Source organism: Belnapia sp. AC561, assembly GCF_979252845.1.
In genome coordinates, this window is record NZ_CEEDBP010000044.1 from 1 (window position 1) to 18,144 (window position 18,144).

17 protein-coding genes are annotated in these 18,144 nt (G+C 70.3%); 7 read left to right on the forward strand and 10 right to left on the reverse strand.

Annotation, left to right across the window (positions count from 1 at the left end; genetic code table 11):
- Positions 1-196: 196 nt before the first annotated feature.
- The 9 genes from AC0IW9_RS25850 to AC0IW9_RS25890 all read right to left on the reverse strand — a co-directional run bounded on the left by AC0IW9_RS25850 (position 197) and on the right by AC0IW9_RS25890 (position 10,091).
- On the reverse strand, positions 197-664 hold the full coding sequence (locus tag AC0IW9_RS25850) for a hypothetical protein (RefSeq protein WP_471651174.1): 468 nt from the start codon (positions 662-664) through the stop codon (positions 197-199).
- Positions 665-1,801 (reverse strand): hypothetical protein, encoded by a 1,137-nt coding sequence (locus tag AC0IW9_RS25855; RefSeq protein WP_471651175.1) that lies wholly within the window; start codon positions 1,799-1,801, stop codon positions 665-667. It abuts the gene before it with no gap.
- Positions 1,802-2,122: 321 nt separating this feature from the next.
- Positions 2,123-4,108: a polysaccharide biosynthesis protein gene (locus AC0IW9_RS25860; protein ID WP_471651176.1), complete on the reverse strand. Its 1,986-nt coding sequence runs from the start codon at positions 4,106-4,108 to the stop codon at positions 2,123-2,125.
- Positions 4,080-5,237, reverse strand: coding sequence for a glycosyltransferase (locus AC0IW9_RS25865; RefSeq protein ID WP_471651177.1), 1,158 nt, complete (start codon positions 5,235-5,237; stop codon positions 4,080-4,082). The genes AC0IW9_RS25860 and AC0IW9_RS25865 overlap by 29 nt, the downstream gene beginning before the upstream one ends.
- Positions 5,234-6,325 carry a non-hydrolyzing UDP-N-acetylglucosamine 2-epimerase gene (gene wecB / locus AC0IW9_RS25870; protein ID WP_471651178.1) on the reverse strand — a complete coding sequence of 364 codons (1,092 nt, stop codon included), beginning with the start codon at positions 6,323-6,325 and terminating at the stop codon, positions 5,234-5,236. The genes AC0IW9_RS25865 and wecB overlap by 4 nt, the downstream gene beginning before the upstream one ends.
- The gene (locus AC0IW9_RS25875; RefSeq protein ID WP_471651179.1) at positions 6,322-7,551 is read right to left on the reverse strand and encodes a glycosyltransferase family 4 protein; all 1,230 of its coding nucleotides are present in this window, start codon (positions 7,549-7,551) and stop codon (positions 6,322-6,324) included. Before AC0IW9_RS25875 ends, wecB begins: the two co-directional genes overlap by 4 nt.
- Positions 7,552-7,570: 19 nt before the next feature.
- Positions 7,571-8,785, reverse strand: a complete 1,215-nt coding sequence (locus AC0IW9_RS25880) for a DegT/DnrJ/EryC1/StrS family aminotransferase (RefSeq protein ID WP_471651180.1) — start codon at positions 8,783-8,785, stop codon at positions 7,571-7,573.
- A 180-nt stretch (positions 8,786-8,965) separates the two neighbouring features.
- A complete protein-coding gene (gene secB, locus AC0IW9_RS25885) occupies positions 8,966-9,454 on the reverse strand; it encodes a protein-export chaperone SecB (protein ID WP_471651181.1) in 489 nt (162 codons plus the stop codon).
- Positions 9,455-9,512: 58 nt separating this feature from the next.
- Positions 9,513-10,091, reverse strand: coding sequence for a histidine phosphatase family protein (locus AC0IW9_RS25890; protein ID WP_471651182.1), 579 nt, complete (start codon positions 10,089-10,091; stop codon positions 9,513-9,515).
- Positions 10,092-10,269: 178 nt separating this feature from the next.
- On the opposite strand from AC0IW9_RS25890, the gene AC0IW9_RS25895 reads away from it, so the two are divergent.
- The 6 genes from AC0IW9_RS25895 to AC0IW9_RS25920 are packed head-to-tail and all read left to right on the forward strand — an operon-like array spanning position 10,270 to position 14,570.
- Complete coding sequence (locus AC0IW9_RS25895; RefSeq protein WP_471651183.1) at positions 10,270-10,947, forward strand: Tim44/TimA family putative adaptor protein; 678 nt, start codon at positions 10,270-10,272, stop codon at positions 10,945-10,947.
- A 50-nt stretch (positions 10,948-10,997) separates the two neighbouring features.
- Positions 10,998-11,942, forward strand: a complete 945-nt coding sequence (mltA, locus tag AC0IW9_RS25900; RefSeq protein ID WP_471651184.1) for a murein transglycosylase A — start codon at positions 10,998-11,000, stop codon at positions 11,940-11,942.
- Between the two features lie 56 nt (positions 11,943-11,998).
- Positions 11,999-12,763 carry a (Fe-S)-binding protein gene (locus AC0IW9_RS25905; RefSeq protein ID WP_471651185.1) on the forward strand — a complete coding sequence of 255 codons (765 nt, stop codon included), beginning with the start codon at positions 11,999-12,001 and terminating at the stop codon, positions 12,761-12,763.
- Positions 12,763-13,497 carry a 2OG-Fe dioxygenase family protein gene (locus AC0IW9_RS25910; RefSeq protein ID WP_471651186.1) on the forward strand — a complete coding sequence of 245 codons (735 nt, stop codon included), beginning with the start codon at positions 12,763-12,765 and terminating at the stop codon, positions 13,495-13,497. The genes AC0IW9_RS25905 and AC0IW9_RS25910 overlap by 1 nt, the downstream gene beginning before the upstream one ends.
- A complete protein-coding gene (locus AC0IW9_RS25915) occupies positions 13,497-13,958 on the forward strand; it encodes a deoxycytidylate deaminase (protein WP_471651187.1) in 462 nt (153 codons plus the stop codon). Before AC0IW9_RS25910 ends, AC0IW9_RS25915 begins: the two co-directional genes overlap by 1 nt.
- Before the next feature lie 21 nt (positions 13,959-13,979).
- Complete coding sequence (locus tag AC0IW9_RS25920; protein WP_471651188.1) at positions 13,980-14,570, forward strand: NADPH-dependent FMN reductase; 591 nt, start codon at positions 13,980-13,982, stop codon at positions 14,568-14,570.
- 57 nt (positions 14,571-14,627) lie between these two features.
- Here AC0IW9_RS25920 and AC0IW9_RS25925 read toward each other — a convergent pair whose 3' ends face one another.
- Positions 14,628-15,869, reverse strand: coding sequence for an ABC transporter substrate-binding protein (locus AC0IW9_RS25925; protein WP_471651189.1), 1,242 nt, complete (start codon positions 15,867-15,869; stop codon positions 14,628-14,630).
- A 135-nt stretch (positions 15,870-16,004) separates the two neighbouring features.
- On the opposite strand from AC0IW9_RS25925, the gene AC0IW9_RS25930 reads away from it, so the two are divergent.
- Positions 16,005-18,107 carry a 3-hydroxyacyl-CoA dehydrogenase NAD-binding domain-containing protein gene (locus tag AC0IW9_RS25930; protein ID WP_471651190.1) on the forward strand — a complete coding sequence of 701 codons (2,103 nt, stop codon included), beginning with the start codon at positions 16,005-16,007 and terminating at the stop codon, positions 18,105-18,107.
- The last annotated feature ends 37 nt before the right edge of the window (positions 18,108-18,144 follow it).

Here is an 18,144-nt window from a genome sequence, read left to right on the forward strand (position 1 = left end):
GGGCATGGGGTGTGGTGTCCGCGGCCGTGTGGGGGCGGAGTATGTAGGAATTTATTCTGAATGTCGAGACGAAATTAGGATGAAATTCATGACACGCGAATTGTGAGCCAAGGTGCATAAAAATCTGTCGGCGTCAAAGCTCCCTGCCAAAATTAGACAAACGTACGAATGCATTCGAGATAGGTAAGACTACAAGCTACGTTTTTGGGTATAAAATCCCACGCTGAGACGCGATAGTCCTGAGTCGCTGAGCCATTTTTTTTCTTTGATTGGTACCAACACCATTAAAGTCAGCAACAGCATGAGCCGGATTGGCTAGGGACGTGGGTGTTGCGGCAATAGGATCGGAAAAGCATTGGCGGCCTTCATTGTGAAATTCACCAACGGTCAGTGAGCAGACGGCGGCAGAAGCCGAACCGTTGAGCGTATATAGCTTGTAAGCAGACTCAGGGGTCGAAAGTGACGCTCGATCAACTGATAGCTTGCCAGCGTCTATTTCTCTCGGAACGAACGTAGAACTGGAAATAACACCTTCTTCATAGAAAGCGGGATGAATCTGCCTGTACAATGCTTCTTCGTTATCGCTTAAGAGCAACGTGGGAGCTGCAGCTGAGGGCAGGTTCATAACCTCTGAGGAATCTTCTGTGTCTGCCTCGTGATTCATCTATAGGCCCTCAGTTGCACGACGAAAATGATCTAAAAATCCATCATTCAGTTCGGAATAAATCGGTGTATCGATTTCTCCGGACCCATTAATTTGAACGCCATAAATCTGGAAAGCACCTGAAGGATCTATTTCTATGGCGTAATCCCATCCTGAGTGCACAAACTCAAATAATAATCCACCAGGTGTAGTCGGGAAAATATGATAGATTTTCGACATAGTAGGCTTTTTGGCTAGTAACAATGCTGCAGCACTTGCCGCTTCAACCGTTGGGGCCTTGCCGTCTCCGTCATGCCATCCATCATTTAGGGAGCGCAATGAAGATATTCGGTCACGGCAGCGAGTTAAGCTAACAACCACATCAGCGTCGATGACATCGACGTCGAATACTTCTACAACGCTGTGAAAAATATCATTATGATCAAGTTCGATCATAAGTCTAAACTGTACGTCTAAGCCAATATTTCCATCAAAATCAAGTCGTGCGCGAACAGCAGGCACTGGGATGCGAATTACGCCGTGATCGGCTGTATCGACAGTGATAGTACCTATAATCTGGCGCTGATCGACTTCGACGCCAAGAAGTTTTCCAATACTTTCAAATCTTAACTGATAACTATCTCTATCGCGTGTAATTAGGCGTTTTCGGCGCCAATTATCCAAGTATATTATGTTTCCATCTGATCCAGTGCTTCCAATAAACTCAATTCGTTCATTGGGCAGAAGATTCGAGCCGAATTTGTTTAGTGAACGAACGACTTCAGAGTCCAACCCTTGAGTAGGAGACGCTCCACTGGCTCCATCAAAAAGTACGAGAATGTTTTGGTACGAATTTTCTACTAAACCTTCCAGCTCGTCCTTGAAATATGGCAGAAGCTGCTGAGCTGTATCGCGATCCCATTCAAGTTTTGGCACAGCGCTGCCGGGGCCGATATTTACTAAATTAAAAGAAATGCTTTTCTCAAAGCCTTTAGGCAGTCGCACATAATCAGTATGAGTAGCTCGCCACTCAGCTTTCACATAAGAAACAAGCAAATCTCTAAAGGCAGACAAATCTGGGAGCACGTCAAGCGGAAGACGATGATTATCGAACCTTGTGCCGACATACCGTAGCAAAAAGGTTCTTGGTTCAGTCATCTGGCCCTGACGATTTGAGATCGATAAATGCCGAAACGCACTTAAGTTGCAAAGGTATAGCGAAATTTGACGTCGTCAAGGTGATTTGGCTCATTTGTAAAGTGGGGACGAGCCTGATGCCATTTAGACGTCGAACAAGTGGCGAGTAGATGGCCGGTAGGCTGCCAGCCCAAGGTTTCCAAAGGCCCTTCGGCCTTTGGCAGGAGGTCAAGGAGGGCAGCGCCCTCCTTGCGGGGTCCGGGGCGGCGCCCCGGCCTTCAAGCAAGCGGACTTTCTCTGGTCGTGTGAGTCTCGCTTCCGGCGCAAGCGCGCCTGCAGCGATCACACGACGGCCTTCTGGCCTTCCCCATCCGCATTATGCGCAAACTCCGGCACCAGCCGGCTGAGCTGCGCCAGCGCCGCCCTTGTATTCCCCGCGCGGCTGCTGGCCGCGATCTCGTCGATGGCGCGGCCCACCAGGGCGGGGTCGGCGGTGCGGGGCGTGGCCATCAGCAGGCCGGGGAATTGGGTGGGGCGGGGCGGTTCCTGGCCGTGGAACAGCTCCTCGTACAGCTTCTCGCCGGGGCGGAGGCCGGTGAAGCGGATGTCCACGTCCTCCTCCGGGCGCAGGCCGGCGAGGCGGATCATGCGGCGGGCGAGGTCCACGATCTTCACCGCCTTGCCCATGTCGAGGACGAAGATGCCGCCTTCGGCGAGGCCCGGAGGCTGGTCGTCGCGGTCCTCGGCGCCGATGACGCTGGCCTGGAGGACGAGGCCCACGGCCTCCCGCACGGTCATGAAGTAGCGGCGCATGTCGGGGTGGGTGACGGTCAGCGGCCCGCCGCGTTCGAGCTGGCGGCGGAAGAGGGGGACGACGCTGCCGGTGGAGCCGAGGACGTTGCCGAAGCGGACGGTGACGCAGCGCATGCCGCCCGAGGCGCGGGCCTCGCGCTCGAGCGACTGGCAGTACATCTCGGCCAGGCGCTTGGAGGCGCCCATGACGCTGGTGGGGTTCACCGCCTTGTCGGTCGAGATGAAGACCATGGCGCGGCAGCCGACGGCGCGGGCGGCGTCGGCGACGATGCGGGTGCCCTGGGCATTGGTCTGCAGGCCTTCCAGCGGGTCGTTCTCGACCATGGGGACGTGCTTGAGGGCGGCGGCGTGGAAGACGAGTTCGGGGCGCAGCTCCTCGAACAGGCGGCGGATGCGGGCTTCGTCGCGGACGTCGGCGAGGATGGCGCGGCGGGGGACGTCCGGGTGGCGTTCGCGCAGCTCGAGGTCGATCTCGTAGAGGGCGTATTCGCCGTGGTCGAGCAGGGTGAGCTGGGCGGGGCCGAGGGCCGCCACCTGGCGGGCGAGTTCGCCGCCGATGGTGCCGCCGGCGCCGGTGACCAGGACGCGGCGGCCCTGGATGAGGCGGGCCATGCCTTCGCGGTCGAGCGGGACCTGGGGCCGGTCCAGCAGGTCCTCGATCACCACGGGGCGGAGCTGGAGGGGGAGGTCGGCCTTGGGGTTGTCCTCCAGCCGGCGGGCGGCGGGGTCGAGCGAGGTGATGGAGGGGGCGCGGCGGACGGGGACGCCGTGGCGGTCCGCGGCGTCGAGCAGGCGTTCGAGGGCGAGGCCCTGGACGTGGGCGGTGGCGAGGACGATGAGGGCGGGGAGGCGCTTCTCCTCCGCCATGGTGTCGAGCACGGCGGCGATCTCGTCCGCGGTGCCGAGGATGGGGTGGCCCTGGATGCGGCGCCCGGCCTGGCGGGAGCGCATGGAGAGGATGCCGATGACGCGGTAGCCGGGGGTGCGTTCCTGGGCGAGGCCGCGGATGAAGAGGTTGGCGCCGTCGCCCGCGCCGACGAGGAGGACGGGCTGGGCGGTGCCGATGGCGTCCGGTGCGCGGCGGGCGTGGTGGAGGCGGCCGGCGACGCGGGGGGCGCCGAGCAGGGTGCCGAGGGTGATGGCGTGGATCAGCGGGAAGGCGATGTTGGGCGGCTGCCAGGCGCCGAGCAGGTGCAGGCCGGCGGTGAAGAGCAGCGCGCCGACGAAGGCGGCGAGGGCGATGGCCAGCACGTCCGGCAGCCCGGCGTAGCGCCAGTACTGCTGCGGCAGGCGCACCGGCAGGCCGCCGGCGAGCAGGGCCAGTGCCGCGCCCGGCAGGGCGGCGAGCCACCAGTGCGGCTCGGGCGGCCATTCGCCGGGGGCGGCCAGCAGCATCGCCGCCGGCAGGGCCAGGCAGGCCAGGAGGGAATCGAGGAGCAGGTTCAGCAGAATGCGGTGCTGCGGCGCGCGGCGGGCCATGGGGCCGCTATAGGCCAGGCGGCGGGGCTTGGCCATTCCCGGTTGATCGGGGCAGGGGCGCAAGTCGGTGATAGAGGGCAACGAGGCGGGCGGCCTCGGCGGGCCAGCCGTAGCGGGTGAGGGCGGCCTGGCGGCCGGCGGTGCCGAGGCGGGTGCGGAGGGCAGGGTCCGTGAGGGTGGCGATGGCGGCGGCGATGGCGGCGGGGTCGGCGGTCTCGACCAGCAGGCCGCACCGGGAGTCGTGGATGACGCCGGCGACCTCGGTGGCGAAGGCGGGGGCGATGACGGGCAGGCCGGCGAGCATGGCGTCGAAGAGCTTGTGGGGGAGGGCGAGGCGGTGGTTCTCCTCCCCGGGCTGGAAGAGGACGAGGGCGATGTCGGCCTCGGCGAGGAGGGCGAGGGCGGTGGCGTGGGGGTGCCAGCCGAGGTGGTCGATGCGGGGGGTGAGGCCGCGGGCCTCGGCCTCGGCGCGGAAGGCGGGTTCGGAGCCATCGGTGAAGCGGCCGATGAGGCGGAGGCGGGTGCCGGGCGGGGCGAGGGCGAGGGCGGCCAGCAGCTGGGGCCAGCCGCGGCTGCGGCCGAGGGCGCCGGCATGGGCGAGGGTGAGCGGACCAGGGCCATGGCGGCGCGGGGCGAGGGGGATGGGCAGGGCGTAGTTGCGGACCGGGATGGCGCCGGGGAATTCGGCGTCCAGCCCGTCCTTGGCGACGACCACCGCATCGGCGGCGCGGCCGGCCAGGCGGCAGAGCAGGCGGAGCAGGGCGCGGGCCAAGGGACGGAGCAGGGGGCGCAGCGGGGCGGGCAGCCGTGGGTCGAGGCGGCTCGGATAGTGCTCGTGGACGTCGAGCACGGTGCGGGCGCCGGTCCGGCGCGCGGCGAGGAGGGCGGCGGCCCAGGCATCCGGCTCGCTGGCATGGATCACCGCGGCCCCGCTGGCGGCGGCGCGGCGGGCGAGGGACGGGATGCCAAGCAGGCGGGCGCGCCAGCCGGGGCGGCGCGGATAGGTCTCGATGGCGACGCCCGCCACCGGCGGGGTGGGGCTGCCGGGGGCGAGGTGGCGGACGCGCCAGCCGGCGGTGGCGAGCGCCGCGCCCTCCTTGCGGACCACCCGGATGTCATCGGGCGGATGGGCGGCCGAGAGCAGCAGGACCAGCGGCGCGGTCATGCCGGCAGCGCCAGGTATTCGGCGAGGTGGGCGGCCATCCGGCGGCCGGCCTGGCCATCCCAGAGCGGGATCGGCCGCGCCCGGGGCCAGCTGCCGGCCAGCACCTCGGCGACCGCACCGGGCAGGGCGGCCGCGGTGACGAGGCAGTTGGAGCCGGCCTCCAGCGTGACCGGCCGTTCGGTGCTGGGGCGGAGGGTGAGGCAGGGGAGGTCGAGGGCCGTCGCTTCCTCCTGCACGCCGCCGCTGTCCGTCGCGACCAGCCGGGCGCGGGCCAGCAGGCCGAGGAAATCGCGGTAGGCGAGCGGCGGCAGGCGGAGGATGCCGGGTGGCAGGGCGAGGCCCTGCGCGGCCAGCCGCGCGGCGGTGCGGGGATGCAGCGGCCAGGCGAGGGGCAGCAGGCGGGCGGCCTCGGCGAGGCCGGCGAGCAGCGCGGCCAGCGCCGCCGGGTCGTCGACGTTGCCGGCGCGGTGCAGCGTGACGACGCCGTAGCGCCCGGGGTGCAGCCCGGGCGGCAGCGGCCGGTCCCGCGCTGCGGGCAGCTGGCGCAGCAGGGTATCCACCATGGCATTGCCGACGGCGCGGACCCGGTGGGCGGGATGGCCCTCCGCCAGCAGGCGGGCGGCGCTGGCCTGGTCCGGCGCCCAGTGCAGGCTGGCGATGGCATCGATGGCGCGGCGGTTGATCTCCTCCGGCATGTCCTGGTCGGGGCACCGCAGCCCGGCTTCCAGGTGGGCGACGGGCAGGCCGAGCTTGCGGGCGGCCAGCGCCGCGGCGAGGGCGCCATCGACGTCGCCGGCGACCACCACGGCGGCGGGGCGGCGGGACTGCCAGCAGTCGGCGGCGGCCATCATGGTGCGGCCGGTCAGCGCCGCATGGCCGCCGCCGGCGATGCCGAGGCCGATCCCGGGCGGCGGCAGGCCGAGGCCGGCGAGGTGGGCGCCGAACATCGCGGGGTCGTGGTGCTGGCCGGTATGCAGCAGCACCGGGCGCAGCGGCAGCGCGGCCTCGGCCAGGGCGTGCCAGAGCGCGGCCAGCTTCGGCAGGTTCGGCCGGGCGGCAGCGACGAGGTGCAATTCGGGGAGGCTCACGCGGCGGCGGCCTCGACCACGTGGCAAAAGCCCTCGGCGAGCACGCGGCGGTCCCAGCGGGCGATGGCCTGGGCGCGGGCGGCACGGCCCAGGGCGGCGCGGCGGGCGGGGTCGGCGGCCAGCGCCGCCAGGGCCGCGGCCAGGGCGGCGGCATCGCCGGGCGGGGTGGCGATGCCGCAGGGACCGCTCTCCAGCAGCCGGGCGGCGCGGCCGGCGAGGTTGGCGACCACCGGCAGGCCGGCGGCGAGGTAGTCCATCAGCTTGTTCGGCGCGGTCCATTCGGCGAAGGCGGCGACCGGGGCCAAGCATTGCAGGCCGATCTGGCAGCCGGCCAGCAGCCCGGCGAGGCGCGGCTTGGGCAGCGGGTCGAGGAAGCGGAGATTGTCCAGCCCAAGGGCCTGGGCGCGGGCCTGCAGCCGAGATTTCTCCGCTCCGTCGCCCACTAGCAGCAGCACCAGGCGGGAGCCGCCCGCCCGCAGCAGCGCCGCCGCCTCCAGCACCTGGCCGAGGCCATTGGCCGCGCCATGCGCCCCGGCATAGACCGCGACCGGCGCCTCCGCGCCGACGCCGGCCGGGCGCCAGGGGGCGACATGCGGGCCGAAGAGGTCGAGGTCGCTGCCATTGGGCAGCACCCGCAGCCGGGCCGGGGCGGCGCCATGGGCGAGGGCGGTCTCCGCCATGCCCTCGGACAGGGCGACGACGGCGGCGGCGCGGCGGCAGGCGGCATCGGCCAGCCGGTCCATCCCGGCCCAGACCAATGGGGAGCCGATGCCCATGGCGCGGGGCAGCTCCGGCCAGGGGTCGCGGATCTCGAAGACGAAGGGCAGGGCGCGCAGACGCTGCGCGGCCAGCGCCGGCAGCGCGACGCTGAGCGGGGTGGAGGTGGCGACCACCACGTCCCAGGCCCGGTCGCCGCCACTGTCCCTGGCCAGCGCCAGGCCGGTGGCGCGGGCGGCATAGCGGAGGAAGGCCCCGGCCCGGGCGGCCGGCGGCTGCCCGTTGCCGCAGGGGATGGCGAATTCGACGACGTGGAAGCCGTCCACCGGCCCCTCCCGCCGGCCAGCACGGAAATCGCCGGCGAGGCCGGTGACCGCCCCGGCATAGCGGCCGCAGGCCATGGTCACCGCGTGGCCGCGCGCGGCGAGCGCCTGGGCCATGGCATGGCTGCGGGTGGCCGTGGCCCCGGCCGGGGTGGAGAAATGCTGGTGCAGGTAGAGGATGCGCATGGGCTGCGGCAGCCCCGCGTCAGCCGCCCGGCCAGCAGCGGCGGAGCCGGGCGATCACCCGCTCCTGCTGCACCGGGGTGAGGCCGCTGCCGGAGGGCAGGCAGAGGCCCTGCTCGAACAGCCGGGCGGCGATGGCGCCGCCGCGGCGCGGGGCCTGGCGGAAGGCCGGCTGCAGGTGCATCGGCTTCCAGACCGGCCGGGTCTCGATCCCCGCGGCCTCCAGCGCCAGCCGCACCGCATCGCGGTCCGGGGCGCCCCGGGCGGGGTCGAGCAGGATGGCGGTCAGCCAGCGGGTGCCCTGGCTCCAGTCCGGCTCCGGCATCAGGCCGAGTCCGGGAAGGTCGGCCAGGCCGCGGCGATAGGCCGCGAAGATGCCGCGGCGGGCGGCGACCCGGTCCTCCAGCACGCCGAGCTGCACCAGGCCGAGGGCGGCGAGGATGGAGGAGAGGCCGTAGGAATAGCCGGTCGTCTCGTGCTGGTAGTGCGGCGCCGGCTGCTTCGCCTGGCTGGCGAGGTTGCGGGCCTGGGCGATCAGCCCCGCATCGGCCGAGGCCAGGGCGCCGCCGCCGCCGGCGGTGATGATCTTGTTGCCGTTGAAGCTGAAGGCGGCGAGCCGGGCGCCGGTGCCGGCCTTGCGGCCATGCTGGCGGGCGCCGAGGGATTCCGCGCTGTCGACCAGCAGCGGCACGCCCCAGCGGTCGCACAGCGGGCGGATCGCCTCGAGTTCGGCGCATTGGCCGAAGAGGTCCACCGGGACCACGGCGCGGGGCAGCCGGCCGCGGCGGGCGGCGCGGCCGAGCTCCGCCTCCAGCAGGCCGGGGTCGAGGGTCCAGCTTTCGGGACAGACGTCGAGGAAGCGGGGACGGGCGCCCATCTGCACCGCCGGGGCGATGGTGGCGACATAGGTGAGGGTGGCGGTCCAGACCTCGTCCCCCGGCGCGGTGCCCAGCCCGCGGTAGCCGAGGTGGAGGGCGGCGGTGCCGGAGCTGACGGCCAGCACATGCGGCAGGCCGGTCGCCTCGGCGAGCGCGGCCTCGAAGGCGGCGGGCACCGGGCCGGCGGGGGCGACCCAGCCGGATTGCAGGGTCTCGGCGAGGCTGGCGAGTTCCCGGCCGGTGAGCTGGGGCGGCGAGAGCAGGATGGGCGCATCCGCCGCGGCGGGCCTTGGCCGGGCGGTACGGGGCAGCAGGCGCAAGACGGGCGGCGCGGCAGGCATGGCCCTGGCATCGGGCATTTGCGGCTTTCTCGGTCCGGGATTATTCCATACGCAATTCGGAACGTTACGTTAACGTTCAGGGCATGGCGAGGAAAATCCCAGGCTCGGGCAAGACGGCACCGCGACGGTCGCGTCGCGCCGGAAAAGACCCGGCGGGGATGCCGCCGGGGTATCATGTCTTGCTGCAGTGAGGCCGGCTCAGGCGGTGCCCATCGGCGCGGCCTCGCCCCGGCGGGACTGCCAGAGGGCGACGAAGTCGATCGGCGCCAGCATGACCGGCGGGAAGCCGCCGTCGCGGGTCACGTCGGCCAGGATGTTGCGGGCGAAGGGGAACAGCAGCCGCGGGCATTCGACCAGCAGCACCGGCTCGAGCTGGTCCTGCGGGACGTTGATGGTGAAGATGCCGCAGTAGACCAGCTCGGCGATGAAGCAGGCGTTGCCGTCGGCCTGGGCATCGGCGCGGATCTGCAGCGAGACTTCGAAGACGTTGCCGCCGTCCTGGATCGGCCGGGCCTGGACGTCGAGCTGCAGGTCGACGCGGGGCTGCTCACGCAGGGTGGCGAAGATCTCGGGCGCGCCGGGGACCTCGAAGGAGAGGTCCTTGGTGTACTGCATGTTGAGGACGAGGGGGCCCTGGGGGGCCATGGCAGGGTCGCTGCCATTGGCGGGCGGGGGCAGGTCGGACATGGGACGCCTTTCGGGCTGGCTGATCGGGTGCGCGGCGTAGCACGCACCCCGCGGCCTGTCAGGGCTTGACCGCGCTCGGGTGGTACTGCCGCCAGACGATGTTCTCGGGATGCGGCCCGGTCGGGTCGCAGCGGAGCCACTCGCCGTTCATCTTGCGCTCCCCGGTCATCGCCAGGATGAAGCCCCAGTGGGAGACGACGAGGGTATGGCGCCATTCCGGCAGCGCCGCCATCTCGGCCCGGAAGAGCCGGGCGCGGGCCTCGATCTGGTGATCGGGCTCCTCGACCGCGGGCCACCAGATCTCGTCGATATGGGCGAGGTCGACATGCGGGAAGGCGAAGCGCAGCGCCGTGCAGGGCGAGCCGACGTCGCAGGAGAAGGCGTAGCGTTCCCGCACCGTGGGGGTGACGGTGATCGGCAGGTTGCGCTGCCGGGCGATCGGCGCGGCGGTCTGCAGCGCGCGGGTATAGGGGGAGGCGATGATGCGGTCGATGCGTTCCCCGGCCAGCGCCAGGGCGGCGGCTTCGGCCTGTTCGTGGCCGAGCGGCGTCAGCTTCGGGTCCGGGATGCCGGGGTCCTTCTTGGTGGCGGAGAAGTGGAGGTTGAACTCGCTCTGCCCGTGGCGCAGCAGGATCATCGGGATGCGGTTCCGGAAAAGGGGGACCCTGGCGATAGCGGCGGCGCGCACGCGAGGCAAGCATCCGCCGCATGCGGCCGCAAGGCGGCGTTCATGCGACATAGTTTATGGTCCGTTCAGGCGGCTTCCCGTTGCGGGGGGGGCTCCGCCCGCCTAGATAGATGAAAAGGAGTCCACGATGACGGGTGGCTTTCCGGTCGATCTCATCCTGTTTGCGATGGTTGCGGCCTTTCTCGTGCTGCGGTTGCGGAGCGTGCTGGGCAAGCGCACCGGCTTCGAACGCCCCGCGGCACCCGAGGCGCGGCCGGCCGGCTTCGACCCGCGGGCCAAGCCGGTGGTCGATGGCGCGGCGGAACCGGTCGCGGCGAATGCCGGGCGCGGCCAGCGCGTCGTGCCCGATCCGCGCTCGCCGCCGGGCCAGGCGCTGGCGCGCATCGCCGCGGTGGACCGCAGCTTCGATGCCGCCCGCTTCCTCGATGGCGCCGAGGGCGCCTTCCGGATGATCGTGGCGGGCTTCGCCGCGGGCGACCGGGCTACGCTGCGCGGGCTGCTGTCCGAGGATACCTATGCCGGCTTCGAGCAGGCGATCACCGCGCGGGAACAGGCGGGCGAGAGCCAGCGGACCGAGCTGCGCTCGGTGCAGGAGATGGCGATCGATGCCGCCGACCTGCGCGGCAGCGTGGCCGACATCACGGTGCGGTTCGTGACCGACCAGATCAACCTGACCACGGGCCGCGACGGCGAGGTGGTGACCGGCAGCGATGCGGTGACCGAGCTGACCGATGTCTGGACCTTCCAGCGCGACCTGAATGCGGGCGATCCGACCTGGAAGCTGGTCGCGACGCAAAGCGTCTGAGCCGCTGGCTTTGCGCCGCCGCCCTCGGTCTGGGGCTTGCGGCAGGGCCCGTGGCAGGACCGGCGGCGGCGGGCGATTTCGCCGGGCTGCCGGGCTGGCCGGGGGATGATCCGGCCGCCGCCATGGCGCCGCTGCGGCGATCCTGCAGCCTCCTCGCGGCGCAGCCGGCCTGGGCGGCGCCCTGTGCCGCGGCCGAGGTGGCCGTCGATGCCCGCGCCTTCTTCGAGCATTGGTTCCAGCCGGTCCCGCAGGGCACCGGGCTGCTGACCGGCTACTACGAGCCGGAGCTGCGCGGGGCGGCGGCGCCGGGCGGCGCCTATCAGGTGCCGCTGCATGCGCTGCCCGAGGCCGGGCCGCTGCGCCTGCTCGACCGGGCGCAGATCGAGGCCGGGGGGCTGGCCGGGCTGGGGCTGGAGCTCGCCTGGGTGGATGACCCGGTGGATGCCTTCTTCCTGCAGATCCAGGGCTCGGGCCGCATCCGGCTGGCGGATGGGCGGGTGCTGCGGCTGGGCTATGCCGGGCGCAACGAGCATCCCTATCGCGCCATCGGCCGCAGCCTGATCGCCCGCGGCGCCATCGCGCGGGAGGCGATGTCGATGCAGGCCATCCGCGCCTGGCTGGCCGCCGCCCCGCCCGAGGAGGCGGCGGCGCTGCTGCGGGAGAATCCGGCCTATATCTTCTTCCGCCCCATCGAGGGCCTGCCGGCGGAGGCGGGGCCGATCGGGACGCTCGGCGTGCCGCTGACGCCGGGGCGGTCCCTGGCGGTGGACCCCGCCTTCATCCCGCTCGGCACGCCGGTCTTCATCCTGGCGCGCGACCCGGTGGACGGGATGCCGCTGGCGCGGCTGGTGGTGGCGCAGGATACCGGCGGGGCGATCCGCGGCCCGGCGCGGGGCGACCTGTTCTGGGGTTGGGGGGAGGCCGCCGCCGCCCGGGCCGGGCTGATGAAGGAGGAGGCGCAGCTCTTCGTGCTGCGGCCCCGCGAGAAACCATGAACCGGCCTGTGCAGGCGGTGCTTTCGCCGGAGGCTTGCCGCGCCTAGATTGAGGGCATGCTCCAGACCCGGCCGCGCGTTGCGCTTTTCGTCACCTGCCTCGTCGATCTCTATCGGCCGACCGTGGGGTTTTCCGCCATCGCCCTGCTGGAGGAAGCAGGCTGCCAGGTGGAGGTCCCGGCGACCCAGACCTGCTGCGGCCAGCCGGCCTACAATACCGGCGACCGCGCCACGGCGAAGGAGCTGGCCCGCGCCGTGGTCGATGCCTTCCTGCCCTACGACTATTGCGTGGTGCCGAGCGGCAGCTGCGGCGGCATGATCTCCCACCACTATCCCGCGCTGTTTGCCGACGACCCGCAGTACCGCGGCAAGGCGGAGGCGCTGGGGGCCAAGACGCATGAGCTGGTCTCCTTCCTCACCGACGTGCGGGGGATGAAGGCGGTGGCGGCGCGGCACGAGGGGGTGGTGACCTATCACGACAGCTGCTCCGGCCTGCGGGAGCTTGGCGTCAAGGCGCAGCCGCGGGCGCTGCTGGCGGGCATGGCGGGGACCACCGTGACCGAGATGGCGGATGCCGAGATCTGCTGCGGCTTCGGCGGCACCTTCTGCGTGAAGTACCCGGATATCTCGACCCGCATGGTCGCCGACAAGGTGCGCGCCATCGCGGCGACCGGGGCGGATACGCTGCTGGCCGGGGACCTCGGCTGCCTGCTGAACATGGCGGGGCGGCTGAAGCGGGAGGGCGTGCCGGTGAAGGTGCGCCATGTGGCGGAAGTGCTGGCGGGCCGCACCGGGGATGCGCCGGCGATCGGAGAGGTGTGATGAGCGCGGCGCTGAAGATCCAGCCGGGAGATCCCCTGCTGGCGGAGGTGGCGGCCCGGGGCTTCGCCCTGGTGCGCGGCAACGCGCTGTCCGGGCGGCTGGGTGCCGCCGGGGAGGCTGCGGCGCTCGAGGAATTCGCCGCGAGCTGGGACCGGCTCGAGACCGATGGCTTCATGGCCGATGGCGGGCGCTACCGGCGCCGGCGCCTGGCCAATTACCGCGCCAAGGCGGGCACGCCTGGGCATGTGCGCGGGCCGCATCGGCCGCATTTCCAGGCGGTGGTGCACAACAGCCTGAATGGCGGGGTGGAGCGGTGGTTCGCACCCATCGAGGATGCGGTGGCGGAGGGCGCGACCCTGCATGCGCTGCTGGAGGTCGGGCGGTCGGTCGCCGACCAGCAGAGGCCTGGCCAGGATTGGTTCGTCGAGGTGCATCAGTTCCGCATCGAGGCGGTGGCCGGGGCGCCGGGCTATCCGACGCCGGAAGGCGTCCACCACGACGGCGTCGACATGGTGCTGATCGGCATGGTGGCACGGACCAACCTCGTGGGCGGCGAGACGCTGATCACCGACAATGCGGGCGGCGAGCTGGCGCGCTTCACCCTGCTCGACCGGCTGGATACCGCCTTCATCGACGATGGGCGGGTGATGCATGGGGTGACGCCGGTGCAGCCGGCCGATCCCGGGGCGGCATCGTGCCGCGACGTGCTGGTGATCACCTGGAAGCGGGCCTGATGCCGGAGGCGGTGCCGAGCCCGCATTGGGATGCGCGCTTCCTGGCGCTGGCGGCGCATATCGCGGAATGGTCGAAGCACCGGACGACGAAGGTCGGCTGCGTCGTCGTCGACGACGACCGGCGCATCCGGGCGACGGGCTTCAACGGCTTCCCGCGCGGGGTGACCGACCTGCCGGAGCGGCTGGCGGACCGGCCGACCAAGCTGCTGCTCTCGGTGCATGCCGAGGGCAATGCCGTGGCGACGGCGGCGCGGGCGGGTGTCCCGCTGGCGGGGACGACGGCCTATGTGACGCATCCGCCCTGCGCGGCCTGCGCGGCGCTGCTGACCCAGGCGGGGATCAAGCGCGTGGTCTTCGTCGGGCAGTTGCGGGAGGATTGGGCGGAGAGCGAGGCGGCGGGCCGGATCATCATGGCGGAGGCCGGGGTGGTGTGGCAGCGCGGGGTGGCGGAGGGCGGCTGAGGCCGTCGCAGGAGAAGCAGCATGGCGCGATCGATCCTGGTTTTCTACGGCTCCTACCGCGCGGACCGCACCGGCATCCGGCTGGCGAATTACCTGGTGCGCGAATTCGTGGCGCGGGGGGATGCGGCCGAGCTGATCGATGCCAAGGCCGTCGGCCTGCCGATGCTCGACCGCATGTACAAGGAATACCCGAAGGGTACGGCGCCGGCGGCGATGGAGGCGCTGGCGGGGAAGATCCGCGCGGCGGATGCCTTCGTCTTCGTCACCGGCGAGTACAATTGGGGGGTGCAGCCGGGGCTGAAGAACCTGACCGACCATTTCCTCGAGGAGTGGTTCTGGCGGCCGGCGGCGATCGCCAGCTATTCCGCCGGGCGGCTCTCCGGCGTCAGGGGCAATCTCGCCTGGCATGGCACGCTGTCCGAGATGGGGATGGTGGTGGTCTCCAGCACGGTGATGGCCGGGCCGATCGCCGCGACGCTGGACGAGGCGGGGATGCCGACCGGCGAGGGCGGCAAGGCCCTGGCGAAGTCCTTTTCGCGCTTCGCCGAGGATCTCGCATGGTGGGCCGATGCCGCGAAGGCGCAGCGCGCCGAGCGCGCCCCGCCCTACTGACTCTGAGAAATAGATGAGGGGTCCGGGGAGAATACCTTCTCCCCGGCCTTACTTCTTTCAGCTTCTGACGAAGGCGCAACCGCCCTCGGCCAGCGGCCGGAAGGCCTGCTCGCTGTCGGTCGTCTGCAGCAGCTTGTAGTAGTCGAAGGCGCCGCGGCTTTCCTCCGGCTTCTTCACCTCGAAGAGGTAGGCCGGGTGCAGCTTGCGGCCATCGGCCCGGATGGTGCCGGGGCCGAAGCAGTCGTCGTCGCAGGGCATGGCCTTCATCCGGGCGACGGTCTCGGCGCCGTTCGCCTTGGCGGCGGGGACGCCCATCTCGGCGGCGACCTTCAGGTAGTGCAGCACCGCGGCATAGCCGCCGGCGTGGTTCATGCAGAGCGCGTTGTTGCCGATGTTCGGGCGCACCTTGGCGGAGAAGGCGCGGGTGCGGTCGTTGAGGTCCCAGTAGAAGGTCTCGGTGCAGATCAGCCCCTGGGCGGTCTGCAGCCCGAGGGCATGGACGTCGGGCAGGAACATCAGCAGCGAGGCGAGCTTGATGCCGCGGCGGCTGAGGCCGAATTCAGCGGCCTGCTTGATGCAGTTGACGGTATCCGAGCCGGCATTGGCCAGGCCGATGACCTTAGGCTTCGCCGCCATGGCCTGCACCAGGAAGGAGGAGAAGTCCGAGGTGCCGGGGAAGGGGGTGCGGGCGCCGCCGAGCACGGTGCCGCCGGCCGCCTTCACAAACTGGCTGGTGTCGCGTTCCAGCGCATGGCCGAAGGCGTAGTCGGCGGTGATGAAGTACCAGCTGTTGCCGCCCGCCCGCACCGTGGCGCCGCCGGTCGATTTCGCCAGCATCCAGGTATCGTAGGTCCAGTGCACGGTATTGGGCGTGCACTTGGAGCCGGTGAGATCGGAGGTTGCCGAGGAGGTGTTGAGGAAGACCTTGTTCTTCTCCCGCACCACGTCGTTCGCCGCCAGCGCGACGGAGGAGGCGCCGCCGTCGACGATGACGTCGACGCCGTCGCGGTCGATCCACTGCCGGGTGACGTTGGAGCCGACGTCGGGGCGGTTCTGGTTGTCGGCGAAGACCACCTCGACGTTGAAGCCGCGGTTGCTGAACTCGGCGGCGGCCTGGCGGATGCAGGCGAGCTCGGTCGGGCCGGTGACGTCGCGGTAGGTGCCGGAGAAGTCGCAGAGCAGCGCGATCTTCAGGGTATTGGCGGCCTGGGCGCGGGCGCTACGGTAGGGCAGGCCGCCCAGGGCGGCGGCGGTGGTGGCGGCTCCGGCCTGGAGCAGGCTGCGGCGTGACGTGGTCATGATGTCCTCCCGGCGGCTTGGACTGCCGCTTGGCCGGCAGGCTACATCGTTTCGGGGTGCTGTCTCCAGTGGGAGGGTGGATTGCCGGGGCGGCGCGGCTGGCGGATGCTGGCCGCAAAGCAGGAGGAGGAAACCATGGCCGAAGCAGCCGTCGTGCGGTTCGAGGTGGTGGATGGCATCGGGGTGATCACCGTCGATTATCCGCCGGTGAATGCGCTGGGACCCGGCGTCTCGGATGGGATCGTCGCCGCGGTGGACCAGGGCGAGGCGGACCCCGCGGTGCGGGCGATGGTGCTGATCGGCGCCGGGCGCAGCTTCATCGCGGGGGCGGATATCAGGCGCTTCGGCAAGCCGCGGCCGGCCTCGCCCCGGCGGAGCTACGATGCGCTGGATGCCAGCACCAAGCCGGTGGTGGCCGCGATCCATGGCTATGCGCTGGGCGGCGGGCTCGAGAATGCGCTCTGCTGCCAGTGGCGGATCGCGGTGGCCAGCGCCAAGGTCGGGCTGCCGGAAGTGCTGATCGGCATCCTGCCGGGCGGCGGCGGCACGCAGCGGCTGCCGCGGCTGATCGGGGCGAAGCCGGCGCTCGAGATGATCGTCAGCGGCCGGCACGTGCCGGCGCCGGAGGCGCTCTCGCTCGGCATCCTGGATGCGCTGGTGGAGGGCGACCTGCGGGCCGAGGCGATCGCCTTCGCCAAATCCGTTGTCGGCAAGCCGATGCGGCGGATCAGCGCCATGCCGCCGGCGACCGCCGAGCCGGGACTCTTCGAGACGATGCGGAAATCCATCGCCCGGCGCGCCCGCAACCAGCAGGCGCCCTATCACTGCATCGCGGCGGTGGAGGCGGCGGCGACCCTGCCCTTCGCCGAGGGGATGGCGGTGGAGAAGCGGCTCTTCGGCGAGCTGGAGAACTCGGACGAGGCCCGCGCCCTGCGCTATGCCTTCTTCGCCGAGCGCGAGGTGGCGCGCATCCCCTTCCTGCCGAAGGACCTGCCGCTGCCGGAGATCCGCAGCGCGGCGGTGGTGGGCGCCGGGACCATGGGCGGCGGCATCGCCATGGGCTTCGCCGATGCCGGCATCCCGGTGAAGCTGCTGGACGCCTCGCCCGAGGGGCTGGCGAAGGGCGTGGCGCGCATCCGCGACAACTACGCCGTCAGCGTGAAGCGCGGCAGCCTGACCCAGGCGCAGATGGACCAGCGGCTGCCGCTGATCGAGCCGGTCGAGACCTACGAGGCGATCGCCGAGTGCGACGTGGTGATCGAGGCGGTTTTCGAGCAGCTCGACGTGAAGCAGGCGGTCTTCGCCGAGCTGGACCGGGTGATGCAGCCGCAGGCGATCCTGCTGACCAATACCTCGGCGATCGACATCGACAAGATCGCCGGCGCGACGAAGCGGCCCGAGATGGTGGCGGGGGCGCATTACTTCGCCCCGGCCAATGTGATGAAGCTGCTGGAGGTGGTGGAGGGGCCGCGGACCTCGCCGACCGTGCTGGCGACGGCGATGAAGCTCGGCCGGACCATCGGCAAGATCAGCGCCTATGCGGGGAATTGCGACGGCTTCGCCGCCAACCGCAGCCGCATCGGCTTCACCATGGAACAGAACCTGATGGTGGAGGAAGGCGCCCTGCCAGAGCAGATCGACAAGGTCATGGTCGATTTCGGCTACCCCATGGGGCCCTTCGCGGTGAACGACATGTCGGGCCTCGACGTCAGCTACCTGACGCGGCGCCGGCGGCTGGCGGAGAATCCGGACTACCGCATGCTGCCGGTCCCCGACCGGCTGGTGGAGGCCGGGCGTAAGGGGCAGAAGACCGGCGCCGGCTGGTATCGCTACGAGCCGGGCGACCGCACCCCGCGGGTGGACCCCGAGGTGCACCGGCTGATCCGCGAGGTCGCCGCCGAGCAGGGCATCGCGCAGCGCGCCTTCACCGATGAGGAGGTGCTGCACCGGCTGCTGTTCGCCTCGGTCAACGAGGTCTGCAAGATCATCGAGGAGGACAAGTCGCTGCGGGCCAGCGACATGGATGTCATGTGGCTCAACGGCTTCGGCTTCCCGCGTTATCGCGGCGGGCTGATGTTCTGGGCGGATGGGATCGGCGCGCGGGCGATCTACAACCAGATCGCCGCCTGGCATCAGCGCTACGGCGACCGCTGGCGGCCGAGCGCGCTGCTGCAGCGGATCGCCGAGCAGGACGGGCTGCTGCGGGAGGCGAAGTCGCCGCGCCTGGACGGGGGCTGAGGGCGCTTCTAGCCTCGGGGGATTGCCGGAAGGAGCC

Bases quoted from the DNA above. Each gene is read 5' to 3' on its own strand.
- AC0IW9_RS25850 (WP_471651174.1), bottom strand. From the start codon at position 664: ATGAATCACGAGGCAGACACAGAAGATTCCTCAGAGGTTATGAACCTG.
- AC0IW9_RS25855 (WP_471651175.1), bottom strand. From the start codon at position 1,801: ATGACTGAACCAAGAACCTTTTTGCTACGGTATGTCGGCACAAGGTTC.
- AC0IW9_RS25860 (WP_471651176.1), bottom strand. From the start codon at position 4,108: ATGGCCAAGCCCCGCCGCCTGGCCTATAGCGGCCCCATGGCCCGCCGC.
- AC0IW9_RS25865 (WP_471651177.1), bottom strand. From the start codon at position 5,237: ATGACCGCGCCGCTGGTCCTGCTGCTCTCGGCCGCCCATCCGCCCGAT.
- AC0IW9_RS25875 (WP_471651179.1), bottom strand. From the start codon at position 7,551: ATGCGCATCCTCTACCTGCACCAGCATTTCTCCACCCCGGCCGGGGCC.
- AC0IW9_RS25880 (WP_471651180.1), bottom strand. From the start codon at position 8,785: ATGCCCGATGCCAGGGCCATGCCTGCCGCGCCGCCCGTCTTGCGCCTG.
- secB (WP_471651181.1), bottom strand. From the start codon at position 9,454: ATGTCCGACCTGCCCCCGCCCGCCAATGGCAGCGACCCTGCCATGGCC.
- AC0IW9_RS25890 (WP_471651182.1), bottom strand. From the start codon at position 10,091: ATGATCCTGCTGCGCCACGGGCAGAGCGAGTTCAACCTCCACTTCTCC.
- AC0IW9_RS25895 (WP_471651183.1), top strand. From the start codon at position 10,270: ATGACGGGTGGCTTTCCGGTCGATCTCATCCTGTTTGCGATGGTTGCG.
- AC0IW9_RS25905 (WP_471651185.1), top strand. From the start codon at position 11,999: ATGCTCCAGACCCGGCCGCGCGTTGCGCTTTTCGTCACCTGCCTCGTC.
- AC0IW9_RS25910 (WP_471651186.1), top strand. From the start codon at position 12,763: ATGAGCGCGGCGCTGAAGATCCAGCCGGGAGATCCCCTGCTGGCGGAG.
- AC0IW9_RS25915 (WP_471651187.1), top strand. From the start codon at position 13,497: ATGCCGGAGGCGGTGCCGAGCCCGCATTGGGATGCGCGCTTCCTGGCG.
- AC0IW9_RS25920 (WP_471651188.1), top strand. From the start codon at position 13,980: ATGGCGCGATCGATCCTGGTTTTCTACGGCTCCTACCGCGCGGACCGC.
- AC0IW9_RS25925 (WP_471651189.1), bottom strand. From the start codon at position 15,869: ATGACCACGTCACGCCGCAGCCTGCTCCAGGCCGGAGCCGCCACCACC.
- AC0IW9_RS25930 (WP_471651190.1), top strand. From the start codon at position 16,005: ATGGCCGAAGCAGCCGTCGTGCGGTTCGAGGTGGTGGATGGCATCGGG.